Below are 15,586 nucleotides of genomic sequence, written 5' to 3'. Positions count from 1 at the left end.
TTTATTGACCAGGCTCAGGCTCTGGGAACCAGCGATAAATGCCATCTAGCCAGCCTCTGCGGTTGGTTGGGTGGAGATAAGTGGTTTCCACCCAGAGGGCGCCGCCTCTGCGCTGGAGTTTGACGCGGATTTGCTTCGGAGGTGCACCCTCGGGGCCGCCAGTGATGTCGAGCACGGCCTCAGCGAGCAGTAGCTCGCCTTTCTTTTTCACGGCGCTGCCAGGGATGTTCCCTGCGACATCCGTGCCATTGAGTTCATTGCCATCGAGACCACGCGTGCAGTTCAGATTGATGCGCAGGCCCCCTTCTTTGCGTGGACGGATCGTGATTCGTCCGCCGAATCCGTCGTCGTAGTCGCCGGGCCATTCACCTTTGTTTTTGGGATCGACGCGTTGCGAGTTGAAGCCGATACCGATGGCGGTGGCCTGTGCGAGTCTGATCCAGAAGTCTGCATCGTCTTCAGGTTTGATGCCGGGTGGTTTGTAGGAGAGCGAGAGCCAGCGTTGCCGCAAAGTCGGCCACTTCATGCGCCAATCACTGACAATAACCTTGTCATCATGGCGGCCATCCCGCGTGGTGACTTGCAAAGCGAGCGCCAAACGTGTCTCTGCTGCTTCAAATTCTTTTTTGGCGAGTTGTAGCCGCTTATCGGGAGTGAGCTGCTGGAAAATGCCACGGATGCCGGGGTCGGGTTGATCGGGCTTTTCGCTGCGAAAGGTGATTTCGATGCGGCTGTCGCTTTTTTTGGCGAAGAAGAAGGGCTCGCGGTCCTGTGCCTCATCGACGGGTGTGATGGCAAAAAGGATGGTATTGCCGCTTCGTTGTCCGTAGCCTGCCCAGCCTGGCATCATGCCGGGTTCGTAGGTCCAACGGAAGCTCAGGTCCGCACGGCGGAACTCGTTTTCTACGATGGTGAGCTGGCGCTGGCCTACCTCGTCGATCCAGTAGGTGGTCTCGGCGGCGGCGAGTGAGCTAAAGAGTGAAAAAAGGGCGATGAGTGACTTCATGCGATTTTTTCAAGCCGGATCGGGTAGGTCTGAAAAGCATTCCACTGACAGACGATGAGGTCGCCGTTTTCCAGGACGCAGACATCGTGGCCGTGATCGAAGACTCGCTCCGCCTGCATCAGCGGCTGGAGTTTTCCGTCTTCATAAACCGGTGCGGTGCCGCCGGGGGCGCTGACGACCTGGTTTTTCGCATCCAGCACCACGGTGAAGCCACTGGGGTTCTGCGGCAGTTTGTTCACCTCGGGTGTCTTGGACCAGCAGACGCCAGCGTACATTTCTTGGCCAGCGATGACGGGGCGGCAGACCATCGCACCGGGCACGGGGATGGTATCGAGGTATTTCCCATCGAGTGTGAAGCTGCGGAAGCAGTTGTCCGCACGCGAGGTGACGATGACGACGGCCTTGTCCGTGCCCTCACGCGTGTCGATGGCGATGCCGTGGGCATTGTTGAGCCGCTGATCGGCAGGGACGCCTTCTTTGCCGCCGAAGCGCTGGATGAACTTCCCGCGTGCATCGTAGCGCAGCACGAACTGCGAGCCGTAGCCATCAACGACGTAAATATCGCCATTCGGAGCCACCGCCGTCTCGGTGGGATTAAAGACCATATCGGGCTCGTAGGCACCGACGGACATGGGGTGGCTGATGGAGAAGATTTCGCGGCCTGTGAGGTCGATTTTGGTGACGCGGCCTGTTTGGCGATAGCCGCCGTTTCCGCTCTTCCACAGGCCGCTGTCGGTCACGAGCAGCGATTCCTCCCCATTCTCCTGCACGAGTGTGAGGCCGTGTCCGCCGGGCCACATGCCGCCCCAGGACTCCGTGATGGTGCCATCTGGCTTAAACACGAGCATCTGATGCTGTGAATGATCACCGATCATGAAAAGGCGGCCATCTTTGACCTGCACCATCTCATGGCAGTTGAGGATGGGATGATGGCGGCCCTGGCCTGCGGGCACCCAGTCCTTGTTCACGCGGTAGCGGAAGGTGCCGTGGCCGATGACGGTGTCTTTTTTCGGATCGGGGGCGGCACGTAAAGTCTGCGTCCAGGTGCTAGCGGCAGCGGTGGTGAGTCCTGCGAGGAAATGGCGGCGTGAGTTCATGCGAGGCGGCGACTTTGAAGGAAGCTGCCCAGAAAGGCTAGCGGCAAAATCACCCGCCGTTCTCGACCAGGACCTTGAGGAGTTCTTCGATGGGCAAGCTGACGATGGCGGTGGCCTTGTCACTCATGGCGTAGGGCAGGATGAGCTGGCCGCCGTGGATGAGCGAGCCACAGCTATACACGACATTTGGCACGTAACCCTCGCGCTCGATGCCCACTGGGCAGAGCAAAGGCTCACGCAGGCGACCAATGACGCGGGTGGGATCGTCAAGATCGAGAAGGACGGCACCAATGCAGTATTTCCGCATGGGGCCGACGCCATGAGTGATGACGAGCCAGCCTGCGTCAGTCTCGATGGGTGAGCCGCAGTTGCCGATCTTCACGGACTCCCACAATTCTGCGGGGCGGAGGATGAGATGTGGGTCACTCCAGTAGTGCGGATTGTCGCTGAACATGACAAAGAGATTCTCATCATCCTGGCGTGAGAGCATGGCGTGGCGTCCTTTGATCCGGCGGGGGAAGAGTGCCATGCCTTTGTTTTGCACCGCGCTGCCATTGAGCGTGAGGACGCGAAAGTGCAGGAAGTCCTGTGTCTCGATGAGCTGGGGCAGGATCGCACGGCCATTGTAGGCGGTGTAGGTGGCGCAATAGGTGACGCTGCCGTCATCATCGACAAAGCGGACAAAGCGGGCGTCTTCGATGCCGTTGCTCTCATTGTCAGAGACGGGAAAGAGGATGCGCTCGCTCAGTGCCAGCTTGTCGGAGAAGCGCAGCTCGTAGTTCGAGTCTGCTAGCCACTGGATGCACTCTAGAGTGCGCTTTGTCTCATGTGAGAGGGGCAGACTTTCCCGCCGCACGCTGCTGACGCGTGTGGCTAGCTCACTGCGGGTGAATTCGGCCGTGAGGCTGTCCATCACAGCGGCGGTGCATTCGTTATCGAAGCCCATTTCGTGCAGCTTGATCATGAAACGCTTTTTTCGGTAGCTGGGGTTCGGTAGCACCTCAGGCAGGCTCACATAGCGTGACACGGGCGTGAGCTCGATATGCCCATCAGGTGAGATGATGCCCTCGCGGAACTCGATGGAGGAAATGTGCCCCTCACCGGTGGCGCGGAGGCTCATGATGAAGCGCAGGCCGCCCACGGGCACACCTTTTTGATCCGGGTGCGGCACGATGGATGGATTAAAGAGTGCTGCAGCTTCCAAGGAGTATTCACCGCTGAAAAGTGCACCGATGAGGAGCTGGCGTGAGCGAGTGAGCGGACGCTGCGTAAAGATCTCTGACTGAATTTTGGTGAAATGAGTCATGAGCACCGACTCGATGCCGAAATGGCGGCTATCGAAGTCCGCATGCACGGCAGCGAGCTCCTTTTCGACCTCTTCCTCTGTCAGCGCTAGCGCTCGGCCGATGATGGTGGCGAGCCTGCGACTGCTGGAGGGAATGAATGGCCGGATGATGACGCGAGCGCTCTCCGGCTGGAGGATGATCTGATGGCGGTGGATAGCGAGGGAACTCATGCGCGGGCGGGTAGGGGATGCTGCGCGAAGGTCATCTCCGCGAGAGCTAGGTGGAAGGCGAGCGTGGACTCCGCTCCCTGGTTTTCATTCACACGATCTGGGTGTAGCCCATCGCCACAGCCTCCGGTGATGGGATCGTAAAGGGGGAGAGCCAGATCATTCCGGCCCAGGAACCACTCAAAGGCGCGGCGTGCCTCACGCGACCAAATGGGATCGCCCGTGATGCGGTAGGCGCTGAGGCAGGCGGAGATCATCGCCTGCGCCTCGACGGGTTGTTGATCAAAATGTGCCCGTGCTCCATCGCGGATGCAGAAGCCATTGCTTCCGATGGGCCTGAAGCAGCCCGTGGGCGTTTTTTGGATCGAGACGAGCCAGCGCAGCGATTGCAGCCCGATCTCGCTCATTTCCGCATCCTGCATCGCTTCGCCGCTGTGTAGGAGGGCCTGGCAGAGGCGTGCATTGTCATACGTCGCACCTGGCTCGAACCACGGCCACTCGGTCGTCGCACAGCCTTTCCATAGCCGCACCAGATCACGCGTCAGCACCTCACGTGCCGCCTGCGCAGCGCTGCTCTCAGGATAGCCGCGCAGATACTCATGGATGCCCAGCAGGCAGAAAGCCCAGGCCCGAGGCGAGGAAAAGGCCTCCACACGAGCCAAACCGGCCTCAAACAGCCGTGCGCATAAATTTTGCTGCCCTGTATGGTGGGCATGCACGGTGCCGGTGCCCAGTGCCCATAGCGCACGGCCATGACTGTCTTCGCTGCCTTCTTCCTCCAGCCATTGGCGGCCAAAGCTCATGAAATTACGAAAGCCGCCCGTGTCGCGATTCAGCGCCGCAGCGAGGAAGGCCAAGTATGTCGTCGAAAGTCCTCGCAAGCTCTCGCCATGCGGTTTTTCACCCAAATCGCCCAGTAGGCAGCACAGGATGAATGCGCGGGCATTATCATCCGTGCAGTATCCGTGATGAAAATCCGGCACCGTGTGGATCGCATGCTGAAAAATGCCTGTGCTGTCCGACATGCGCACGAGGTGATCGAGCCTGCCGTGGGGCAGCTCGTGCTTGTTCCCGGCTGTCCAGCCTGCGAAGGCCTTGCGGGCTGGTGCTCGGCGCTCCACACCTGCTTGAGCAAAGGTTTCCAAGTAACGATGGGCCACCGCAGGCCAGATCATCTCGCGTCCAGCCTGCCATGCGGACTCCTGCGTGCGCTGGATGAGCTCTGGCTGCTCCAAGAACTCACAAACCGCCGCTGCGATGCCCGCTGGATTTGAAAAGGGCACCAACTTGCCGCGTCCTTCCGTCAAGAGCTCCTCTGCGTGATGATACGGCGTGGAGACCACCGCCCGCCCCGCTCCAAACACCTGCGCCAGCGTGCCGGAAGTGATCTGCTCACGATTCAGATACGGCGTGATGTAAATGTCCGTCGCGCTCACGAACTCACGCAAATCAGCTGGCGACACATAGCGGTTATCGAAGATCACGTGCTCCTTCACGCCCTGCTCCTCCGCTAGCCACTCCAGACCCAGTCGGTAGCGCTCGCCTTCATGCGCCAGTAGGTGCGGGTGCGTGGCTCCTAGGATGATGTACACCACCTCGGGGTGCTTTTGAATGATATGCGGCAGAGCTTCGATCGCATGCTCGATACCCTTTCCAGGCCCGATCAGGCCAAAGGTGAGCAGCACCTTCCGCCCCTCCACGCCGAATTGCTCCTTCGCCGCCGCTGAGTCCACCAGCGGCACATCCGGGATGCCATGCGGGATCACTGCGATCTTTCCGCCTGGCACCGCATACACCTCTTGCAAAATTTCAGCTCCCTTCCGGGCCATCACCACCAGCCGCTCGCTGCGCTGGCAAAGCTCATTCATCACCTTTCGCTGCGCGGCATTCGGCTCTCGCAGCAGTGTGTGCAGCGTGGTCACCACAGGCATGCGCACCTCTTTGAGCAGTGCTAGCAGATGGCTACCTGCTACGCCTCCGTAGATGCCGAACTCATGCTGCACGCACAGCACATCCGCGTTGTCGAAGTTCAGAAAGTCCGCTGCACGCCGGTAGGAGTCGATGTCCTTCTCCAGCAGCTCGAAGCGCACGCGAGGGGGGTACTCATAGCCCTCCACGCGGTCATTCACCGCACCCGCATAGCACTCAGCCTCTGGAGCCGCCGCACTCACCGCTTCACATAAATCCCGCGTGAACGTCGCGATCCCACACTGACGGGGAACATAGTCCCCGAGAAACGCCACCCGCGTCAAAGACGGCGGAATGGTCACAAACCGACTTTCCGGTGCATGGGCATGCTGCACAGACGGCCTTCATGTGCACAAAGCAACACGTCATTCACCAGCGGCTAAAACCTACTTTCATAAGAACGGTGAAAGGTTTTTCAGAAGCTTGCTGTTTAGAGAGCTTGCCGTTAATATAGGCCAAAATGACTTCTTCCTTTACCCAACGCTTCATCGCCTGCGTGCTTCTCATGGCTTATGCCATGACGGGCACGTCGATTTTGCCAGGCGTGGTAGCGGTGATGGCGGCGCTGGATGGTAGCCACCAGATGCATGTCATCGGGGCCGAAAAAGGCATCGGGCTCTTGCTGGAGCACCGCGCGGGACAATACACACCGGAAGTGCGCGACCACCGAAATCTGCTCGGGCAAGTAGCGACCTCCCTATGCCGCAGCCAGCAAGGCGGCACACACCAGTTCGATTCTTCCCGCCTCTCTGATTCTGGGCGCATTGAGCGCGAACATGCGCGGGACGACTTGTCAGCACCCAAAATGCAGATCCTAACCAGCACTTGGTTTGGACCTGCTTTTTCATTCTCTCGATCCACTGGCGACATGATTCGCCTAGTCAAGCCCTCGTCGAGTAACCTGTCGCGGCCCATGTGGTCACTGCCGGTCCCGATGCCGATGCTGATGTGAAGACCTGAATCCGGTGTGCCTACCGCATAGCATCTGCTGTGTGGAGAAAAGCGCCCACCACCCCTACGCCAACGTGCAGACCTGATGGCCATCCTAGGCCCCACTGCGCTCATGGCTCTCCACCGCGTGTCCACGCGCAAGTTCAGCTCATTCACATCTATTCTATGAAACACACTTTTCTTCTCACACTCCTTCTTTCCACCGCGCAGCTCGCCGCGGCCACGACCAGCGCCTCCCTTGTCAGCGAAGCCCTGCGCAAAAACCCTGAAATCCTCTTCTACGAGGCCGAAATCGACGCTGCTCAGGCCGGACGCCAAACAGCCGCTCAATACCAAAATCCAGAATTGAATACCGAACTAGGCGGTATGAGCCTCACACAGGCCAAAGAGGGCCTCGTCTGGCGTGCGAGCATCCTGCAAGTCTTTGACTTCCCTGGCCGCATGGCCCTGCGCAAAGCCATCGCTGATCGCGACATTGAGCTCGCCCAGCTCGGCCTCCAGCAGTTCAAATCCCAGTTAGCCAATGAAATCCGGGCTCGTGCAGGGGATGTACTTTTGCTGCGGCGAAAAGAAGCCGCTGCCAAAGATGTGCGAGAAAGGCTCAAATCACTCGTCGAGGTGCTCGTGCAGCGAGATACAGGCTCTGTGAGTGCCTTGCTCGAGCGGCGCATCCTGGAGGCCTCACTCCTCACCAGTGATCGGGCACTTACGGATGCTGCCAAGGCTGCCCGTGCCTCTGCCACGGCTCTGAATGTGCTCTGTGGGCGTGGTCCCAGTGCGGAGCTCGATCTCGATAGCCTCAGCCATGCATTTCCAGAGGTCGGATCACTCACATCGCTCAAGCAACAGGCCGCTCGGACGAATTTTGACCTTCAGCAAAAGCGCCTCACCATTGCGAAACAGGGGCTGAAAGTCGATCTGACAAAATCCGAGCGCTGGGGCGACATCACCTTTGGTCCCTACATGGCCGGTCAGCATGCCGGGGGCACGCAGATCGAGGGGGGGCTCGTCTTCTCCATACCACTACCACTTTGGAATAAAAACAAAGGCAACATCGCAGCGGAAGAGGCCCGCACCCAGCAGGCAGAGGCACTGCTGACGGCCACATTGCGTGATCTTGAGCGTGATTTGGCCATTGAGCGCTCAGCCTACCTCGCTGAGCTCGAAGCTCTCGCTCGCTGGCGTCCAGAAAGTGAAAAACAATTCGCTGAAGCAGCTAAAGAAGCAGACGAGCACTACCGCCTCGGAGCCGTACCTGCCGCCACCTATGTCGAGATGCAGCGTGGCTACCTCGATGCCATCGACTCACTCATCGAATCCCGTCGCAATGCCTGGCAGCACCGTATGACCATCGAGCGACTCACAGGAACCCCAATCGGAAAGGGGAAATGAGACGATGATCAACGCCATTCTCGAATTCTCACTGCGAAACCGCTTCCTCGTCATCATGGGGGCACTGCTCCTCCTCGGGGCGGGTGTTTTCTCCGCCCTGCATCTGCCGGTCGATGCCGTGCCAGACATCACCAACACGCAGGTGCAGATCAATACCGCCGTCGCTGGCCTTGCGCCGGAGGAGACGGAAAAACTCGTTACCTATCCGCTGGAGCTGGCTCTCGCTGGCATCCAGGGCGTGGAGGAATTCCGCTCGCTGACGAAGTCGGGCCTCTCGCAGGTCACGCTCGTGTTTCGCGACGGTTTTGACATCTTTCGTGCACGCCAGCTCGTCAGTGAGCGACTCGTGCAGGTGGAGCTGCCGCCGGGCATGACGCCGCAGATGTCACCCATCAGCACCGGACTCGGCGAGATCCTCTACTACACGCTCGACTACAAAAAAGATGCCCCGCAGCGCAAAGAGCCGCGTGAGCGCCAGCTCATGGACCTACGGGATGCGCACGACTACATTGTGAAGCCTTTCCTGCGCACCGTTCCAGGCGTGGCGGAGGTCAATAGCAGTGGCGGATACGAAAAGCAGCTCGTCATCCTCCCCAAGCCAGAAGCACTCGATAACGCGGGAATGACCTTCAGCGAACTCGCTGAAATCATCGGCCAAAATGTCGATAATGCCGGTGGTGGCGTCATTGAGCGCGGAGATGACCGCGTGCTCATCCGTGGCGTGAGCAAAGTCGCTAGCTCAGATGACATCGCGAACCTGCCGGTAAAGTTCGCGGCAGGCATCGAGCCCTTGCGGGTCAAAGATCTCGCAGAAGTAGGCATCGGTAGCAATGTGCGAACAGGCTGTGCAGTCGAAAACGGCGAGGAAGCTGTGCTGGGAACGGTGATGATGCTCGTCGGAGAAAATAGCCGCATCATCAGCAAGCGCGTCGAAGAAAAACTGAGCGAATTGCAGACCAAGCTGCCCGCAGAGCTCGAAATCCGCATCCAATACGCCCGCAGCGAAGTCGTGGACCGCACCATCGACACCGTGAAACACAATCTCTTTGAGGGAGCGATCCTCGTCGTCGTCGTGCTGCTCATGTTGCTGGGGAACTGGCGTGCAGCGCTCATCGTGGCGCTCGCCATTCCGCTTTCCTTCCTCTTTGCACTCATCGGCATGACCTTTGGCGGTGTATCGGGAAATCTCATGTCACTCGGAGCGGTGGACTTCGGGCTCATCATCGACGGTGCTGTCGTCATGGTCGAAAACATCGTCCGCGTGCTCGGAGAGCGGCAGCACGAGCTCGGGCGCAAGCTCACCGCAAAGGAGCGACTCGCTGCCGTGCGTGAGGCGGGGCAGCAGGTAGGTAGTCCCATGTTCTTTGGCGTGCTGATCATCACGCTGGTGTATCTGCCCATCCTCGCTCTCACCGGCATTGAGGGGAAAATGTTCCATCCGATGGCCATCACTGTCATGTTGGCCCTCGGTGGTGCCCTAGTGCTCGCACTGACATTGATGCCCGCACTGTGCTCCTTGCTCCTCTGGGGCAATATCAGCGAAAAGGACAATTTCCTCATGCGCTGGGCCAAAGCAGCCTACGAGCCGCTGCTGCGCCTCGCGTGGACACTGCGCTGGGTTGTTGTTTTGGCCGTCGCGGCGCTGTTGGCCGGCACGGTGATGCTTTTTGTGAGCCTGAAGCAGGAATTCGTGCCCACGCTCAATGAAGGCTCATGGACGGCGATGGTCTATCAGCCGGCCAATACCAGCCTGAAGACCTCGTTGGCACGCTGCATCAAGACACAGCAATATTTGATCAATAAAGTGCCGGAAGTGACCCGCACCTTTGCCCGCATCGGCACCAGTGAGGTCGCCACAGATCCCATGTCACCGGGCGAGTATGACCTCTACGTCTTCTACAAGCCGCGTGAACAGTGGCGCAAAGAAAATGGCCAGCCGGTGACTCGCGACCGTCTCGCGGAACTGGTGCGTGAAGAGCTCGCCAAGGAGGTGCCGGAGCAGGATTACGACTTCGCGCAGCCCATCCAGATGCGTTTCAACGAAATGCTCGAAGGCTCCCGCGCCGATCTCGCCGTGCGCATTTTCGGTGAGGACTATGACACGATGGAAAAAGTGGCCGAGAAGGTCAAAGCCATCCTGGAAGACCTAGAGGGCACCAACAATGCCGAATTCGAAAGCCAGGGCCGCGTGCCCGTGCTCGAAATCCGCGTGGACCGCGCCGCGATGCTGAAATTCAACGTCGAAGCCTCCGAGGTGAATGCCGCCATCGCCACCGCGATGGCCGGGCACACGGCTGGCACGCTCATCGAGCACAATCGCCGTCGCTCCATCGTGGTGCGCTTGCCAGAGAAGCTGCGCAACGACCCCGAAATCATGAAATCGTTGCCTGTGCGCACGCAGGATGGTGGACTCATCACGCTGGGCCGACTCGCGGAGTTCGTCGAGGTGCCACAGGTCGATGCGATCGGGCGTGAGTCCGGCCACCGCCGCGTGGGGCTGAATGTCGATCTCGCTGGAGGCACAGATAGCGAGGCCTACGTCAACAAAGCACGCGAAAAGATCAAAACGGCCATCCAAATGCCCGATGGCTACCGCGTCGAGTTCGGTGGGCAGTTTGAGCACTTACAGGAGGCCCGTGCGCGGCTTATGGTCGTGGTGCCCCTGGCTCTAGTGCTCATCTTTGTGCTCATTCACAGTGCCTTCAAAAGCGTGCTTCAGACGCTCATCATCTACACCGGTATCCCGCTGGCGATCACGGGTGGAGTGGCGGCGCTTTGGATGCGGGATCTGCCATTCAGCATCAGTGCCGCCATCGGCTTCATCGCTCTGTGCGGTGTGGCGGTGCTCAATGGAGTGGTGCTCATCAGTTGCTTCAATCAACTCCGCAATGATGGCCGCGATTCCGCCGCCGCAGTGGGTGAGGGCAGCCTGCAGCGACTGCGGCCCGTTTTGATGACGGCGCTCGTCGCCAGCCTGGGATTCATCCCCATGGCCATCAGCGAAGGGGCGGGAGCCGAGGTGCAACGCCCGCTCGCTACGGTCGTCATCGGCGGGATCGTCAGCAGCACGTTTTTGACGCTCTTTCTGCTGCCCGTGCTCTACCGCTGGCTCATCGGACGCCCCATGAGACATCGAGCTCCAATCAAAAATCACACTCAACACGGCAAAGAATCCGTCTCAAGCCATCCTCAATGAACTGAGGTAAAAACCCCATGCGGAAGGGATACCAAAAATGGCCACTTATCGCTAAACTCGACCTTTTTATGAAGTACATCATTCTTTCTATTCTCCTCTTCGTCAGCCAATCGCGTGCTGAAACGTGGGGCGGTAAAGCTGAAATCACCTTTGATGGCACCTCCACCCTGCATGCCTGGGGTGGAAAAGTCACTGCCGAGCCTTTTGTAGCGGATGTGACGATGAGTGGCGGAAAGCCGCAGCATGTCGCCTCCACGCTCCAGGTCAAAGCAGCCCGGATGGATACCGAGGAGGCCAAACGAGACGAAAACATGCGCAAAGCGATGAAAGTCACCGAGCATCCGCTCATCACGGGCAAGATCGACGCCGACTTTTCACAGATCGCGGCCTCTGGGACGCCATCCAAGCTGCCACTGACACTCACGCTGCTCGGAAAACCGCAGAACATCACCGGCACCATCTCCAACTGGAAGCTCAATGACAATAAGGCGAGCTTTGATCTCGATTTTCTTGTCTCCATGAAAGCCAGCGGGATCACGGTGCCATCCGTGTTGCTTTTCATCCGCGTCGGAGATGGTGTCAAAGTCCGCGCTCACGTTACGCTGACACGATCATGAGCGCCTACATCCATCAGATCGCCACACGTGCCCCGCAGTGGGCCTACGAGCAGGCATTTATCCGTGACCGGATGAAGAGCTGGTCGAGTGATGCGAAGTCGAAACGCCTCATCCAAGCGATCTACAACCGCAGCGGCATCGAGACACGTCACAGCGTCCTCGGTGACTTCTCCAACGAGTCGGAGGCCAATCTCTACCGCAGCGACGCGGAGGGGAAAATCATCTCTCCGAGCACTGCGCAGCGAAATGCCGTGTATGCACGCACTTCCCATGAACTGGCCGTCAAAGTGGCGCGGCAGGCACTGGAGGGTGTGAGCGGCATTTCCACGCAGGACGTGACGCATGTCATTTTTGCCTCCTGCACCGGTTTTACCAATCCAGGGCCGGATTATCACATCATTCGCGAGCTCGGACTGCGTGGTGATGTGCAGCGCTACACGCTCGGTTTCATGGGCTGCTATGCCGCATTTCCAGCGCTGCGCATGGCTGAGCAGTTCTGTGCGGCTGATCCACAGGCCGTGGTGCTGGTGGTCTGCCTAGAGCTCTGCACGCTGCACATGCAGATCGACGACAAGCCGGATAACATCCTCGCGAACTCGCTCTTCGCCGATGGCGCGGCAGCTGCGATCGTCAGTGCCCGCGAGCCAGCAAAGAATCGCCCATCTTATGTGCTGCGTGGCTTCACCTCTGCGCTGCTGCCTGCCGGAGAGACCGAGATGGCCTGGGACATCGGCGATGAGGGCTTCAACATCGTTTTATCGAGCTATGTGCCAGAAATCATCGCTGCAAACGTGCGCCACCTCGCAGGTGATCTGCTCCAGCTTCACGACTTAAAGCTGGAGGACATCGAGGAGTGGGCCGTGCATCCTGGTGGGCGCAGCATCCTCGATAAAGTGGAGCAAAGTCTGTGCCTGCCGCCAGATGCGCTCGCCTCATCCCGCAGTGTGCTGGCTGATTACGGCAACATGAGCAGCGCTACGGTGCTCTTTGTGCTCAAGGACCTGCTCGATAGTGCCGAAACAGATCGCGCACTGACGATGGCGATGGCTTTTGGTCCCGGACTCACGGTCGAAACGGCGGTGCTGGAGCGTGTGGGACATAGTAGCCCTCTCGCTCCGCGAGAGGAGCTGAGGCTGCCCAAAGCAGAACCTGCCTTCGCATGATGAGGTCACTCCGTAATATCGAATGCCACAGACTCATCTCGACGGAGCGAGATGGCTACTTTGCTGTCGCATGAAAACGAACTACACCACGGCGCAGCGCTGGACGGCCTTGTTTTACGGACTCGGCAGCCATGCGCTGTTTTTGGCATCGGTGGTGGTGATGTTTGTGTCGCTATATCACGGTCTGAGCACGGGGCTGGTGGCTTTGAGCGGTGTGATGGCGTGGGTGGTGAATGTGCTGTTGCTCGCGCAGTTCGCGCTCGGTCACTCATGGTTGCTTTCCGATCGTGGGCGGCGCTGGATGACGAAACTGGCCCCACTGGGGCTGGGGAAGCCGCTGGCGACGACGATTTTCGCCGCGCTGGCGTCGATCCAATTGCTGCTGGTGTTTCTGCTGTGGTCGCCTTCAGCGGTGATGTGGGCTGCGCCGGAAGGCTGGCTCAAAAACACACTCACAGCGGCCTACATCACGAGTTGGCTGCTGCTGGCCAAGTCGATGAGTGACGCGGGACTGGATACGCAGATCGGCATCCTCGGTTGGCGCTCGGTATGGACGAACCGTGAGCCGGTCTATCGCCCCTTTACGCGTGGTGGGCTCTTTAAGTGGGTGCGGCAACCGATCTACCTCAGCTTCACACTCATCCTCTGGACGGCACCTGTTTGGACGCCAGATCATCTGGTGCTGGCGCTGCTGTGGACGGTGTATTGCTATGTGGCCCCTTTCATCAAAGAGAAGCGCTACCGCCAGTGGTATGGGGATGCCTTTGCGCGTTACCAAAGGCGGGTGCCGTATTGGAATCCGATGAAACAAGCCGCCACTGAACACTCCACTTCGGATGCGGAGTGTGAGGTTGCCATCGTGGGTGGTGGACCAGTGGGGCTGCTGCTGGCCTGCCTGCTCGGCCAGCGCGGAGTGCGAGTGGTGGTGATCGAAAAAAGTACTCAGCGAGAGGCCTGGTCGCAGGCCATCGGCATTACGCCGCCAACATTGCAAATCATGGCGCGGCTGGGCCTGGATGAAGCGATGGTGGCCCGTGGTGTGCCGATCCGTGACTGCCATGTGCATGGTCAGAGCGGTCATGTGGGCACGGCATCGTTTCGCGACATCGAGGGGCGCTATCGCTTTGTGCTGTCTCTGCCGCAGGCGATCACCATGGAACTGCTGGAGGCAGAGGCCGCGCGGCATCCGAGCGTCCAGATGATGCGCGGGGTCGAGGTCACGGCTAAAAAACAAGATGAGTCTGGTGTGACGCTGACGCTGGGGGTCGGGACGTTGCGCTCTGCGTATGTGGTGGCCTGTGATGGGCATCGCAGCCGCATCCGTGAGCTGCTACGGGTGCGTACGAGCACGAAGAGCTATGGCTGCCACTTCATCATGGGCGACTTCGTGGGAGACAGCGCTCTGGGAGAGGATGCGCATCTCTTTTTCACTCAAGAAGGTGCGGTAGAGGCCTTTCCGCTGCCAGATGGCAGGCGGCGCTGGATCGTGCAGGCTCAAGAAGGCGACATCCCGGAGCTGGTGCGGCAGCGAACGGGCATCCAGCTCGATCCAGCCGCGCAGATCGACCAGCATGCGTTTTTACCTCGTAGGCTTGATTGCGAGCAGATCACTGATGGTCGTGTGCTGCTCTGCGGTGACGCGGCGCATGTGATGAGCCCCATCGGCGGGCAGGGGATGAATACAGGCTTTGCAGATGCAGAGTTCGCGGCGGAGGCGCTCTACGCCATCCTACGCCGTGGTGAGGCCGCTGTGCCACTGCTGGCCGCGTATGACCGCATCCGCCGCCGTGCGGCGAGTGTGGCGGCTACGCGTGCCGCGCTGGGCATGGGACTGGGGGTGTGGACTGGGACGTGGAGGTCTGCATTGCGGGATTTCATCTTCCGCAGGCTCATTTTCAGCGGTCCTTTTGCCAAACACGTCGGCGCATGGTTCGCCATGCAGAGCATCCCGGCGGGCACGCTTGAAAAAGTAGCTTGTCCACGCACACGGCGTAGTCTGGGCATCGCATGAACCGAGTCGTCGCCCCTGAAATCCTCGAAACACTCGCGGACGACGATCCGCATGCCATCCGTGGTCGGGCAGACCTTTTGAAGGTGAACTGGATCATGGGCAACCACCGCTGGATGCTGCGCATACTCAAAAACGAGCTCAAGCCCGGCGAGCACGTCTGCGAGCTGGGAGCGGGAGATGGCGCACTGAGTCGAAAAGTGCTGAAAAATGCGATCTGTGCCGCCCATGAGCTCCACGCGGTGGATCTGGCTGCGCAGCCGAAAAACTGGCCCACAGGCGCGGTGTGGCACCGTGGTGATCTGTTTGCCGTACCGCTGCCGGAGTGTGAAATCCTCATCGCGAACCTCTTTTTGCATCATTTTACCGATGAGCAGCTCGCCCGGCTGGGAGCACGGCTTTCGCCGAAAACGCGGCTCATCATCGCCGCGGAGCCCGCACGCTACTTTGTGCATCAGATCAGCGGTTGGCTGTTTTCCCGGCTGGCCCGTCTGAACCATGTGACACGCTATGACATGCAGGTGAGCATCCGTGGGGGATTCCGCCGGGAGGAGCTGCCGAGGGCGCTGGGCGTCCAGCACTGGCACTCCGAGGCCTCTAGCACGGTCTTTGGTGCCCACCGTGTCCGGCTTTGGCGAAAAGCCGCCTGAGAGAAATCTGGCGTGGACTTTGGAG

The 15,586-nt window shown here is 59.5% G+C and carries 11 protein-coding genes; 7 read left to right on the top strand and 4 right to left on the bottom strand.

The window, feature by feature from the left end; translation table 11 throughout:
• Position 1: 1 nt before the first annotated feature.
• From IPK32_06390 to IPK32_06375, 4 genes are read right to left on the bottom strand one after another with little or no spacing between them, the layout of a single operon-like run.
• The gene (locus IPK32_06390; protein ID MBK8091610.1) at positions 2 to 1,006 is read right to left on the bottom strand and encodes a hypothetical protein; all 1,005 of its coding nucleotides are present in this window, start codon (positions 1,004 to 1,006) and stop codon (positions 2 to 4) included.
• Positions 1,003 to 2,103, bottom strand: coding sequence for a hypothetical protein (locus IPK32_06385; protein ID MBK8091609.1), 1,101 nt, complete (start codon positions 2,101 to 2,103; stop codon positions 1,003 to 1,005). Before IPK32_06385 ends, IPK32_06390 begins: the two co-directional genes overlap by 4 nt.
• Positions 2,104 to 2,152: 49 nt before the next feature.
• Complete coding sequence (locus IPK32_06380) at positions 2,153 to 3,619, bottom strand: glycoside hydrolase family 130 protein (GenBank protein MBK8091608.1); 1,467 nt, start codon at positions 3,617 to 3,619, stop codon at positions 2,153 to 2,155.
• Positions 3,616 to 5,880 (bottom strand): glycosyltransferase family 4 protein, encoded by a 2,265-nt coding sequence (locus tag IPK32_06375; GenBank protein ID MBK8091607.1) that lies wholly within the window; start codon positions 5,878 to 5,880, stop codon positions 3,616 to 3,618. Before IPK32_06375 ends, IPK32_06380 begins: the two co-directional genes overlap by 4 nt.
• A gap of 164 nt (positions 5,881 to 6,044) precedes the next feature.
• Here IPK32_06375 and IPK32_06370 point away from each other — a divergent pair, with 164 nt between their 5' ends.
• From IPK32_06370 to IPK32_06340, 7 genes are all read left to right on the top strand, one after another.
• Positions 6,045 to 6,536, top strand: coding sequence for a hypothetical protein (locus IPK32_06370; GenBank protein ID MBK8091606.1), 492 nt, complete (start codon positions 6,045 to 6,047; stop codon positions 6,534 to 6,536).
• 164 nt (positions 6,537 to 6,700) lie between these two features.
• Positions 6,701 to 7,927, top strand: coding sequence for a TolC family protein (locus tag IPK32_06365; protein MBK8091605.1), 1,227 nt, complete (start codon positions 6,701 to 6,703; stop codon positions 7,925 to 7,927).
• Between the two features lie 4 nt (positions 7,928 to 7,931).
• Positions 7,932 to 11,123, top strand: a complete 3,192-nt coding sequence (locus tag IPK32_06360; GenBank protein ID MBK8091604.1) for an efflux RND transporter permease subunit — start codon at positions 7,932 to 7,934, stop codon at positions 11,121 to 11,123.
• 68 nt (positions 11,124 to 11,191) lie between these two features.
• Entirely contained in the window at positions 11,192 to 11,740 is a 549-nt protein-coding gene (locus IPK32_06355; GenBank protein ID MBK8091603.1) for a YceI family protein, read from the top strand.
• On the top strand, positions 11,737 to 12,903 hold the full coding sequence (locus IPK32_06350) for a type III polyketide synthase (GenBank protein ID MBK8091602.1): 1,167 nt from the start codon (positions 11,737 to 11,739) through the stop codon (positions 12,901 to 12,903). The genes IPK32_06355 and IPK32_06350 overlap by 4 nt, the downstream gene beginning before the upstream one ends.
• A gap of 70 nt (positions 12,904 to 12,973) precedes the next feature.
• Positions 12,974 to 14,914 (top strand): FAD-dependent monooxygenase, encoded by a 1,941-nt coding sequence (locus tag IPK32_06345; GenBank protein MBK8091601.1) that lies wholly within the window; start codon positions 12,974 to 12,976, stop codon positions 14,912 to 14,914.
• Entirely contained in the window at positions 14,911 to 15,561 is a 651-nt protein-coding gene (locus IPK32_06340; GenBank protein MBK8091600.1) for a class I SAM-dependent methyltransferase, read from the top strand. The genes IPK32_06345 and IPK32_06340 overlap by 4 nt, the downstream gene beginning before the upstream one ends.
• The last annotated feature ends 25 nt before the right edge of the window (positions 15,562 to 15,586 follow it).

It is taken from the genome of Verrucomicrobiaceae bacterium, assembly GCA_016713035.1.
Lineage (GTDB): Bacteria > Verrucomicrobiota > Verrucomicrobiia > Verrucomicrobiales > Verrucomicrobiaceae > Prosthecobacter.
This window is presented reverse-complemented; position numbering and strand designations above follow the sequence as displayed.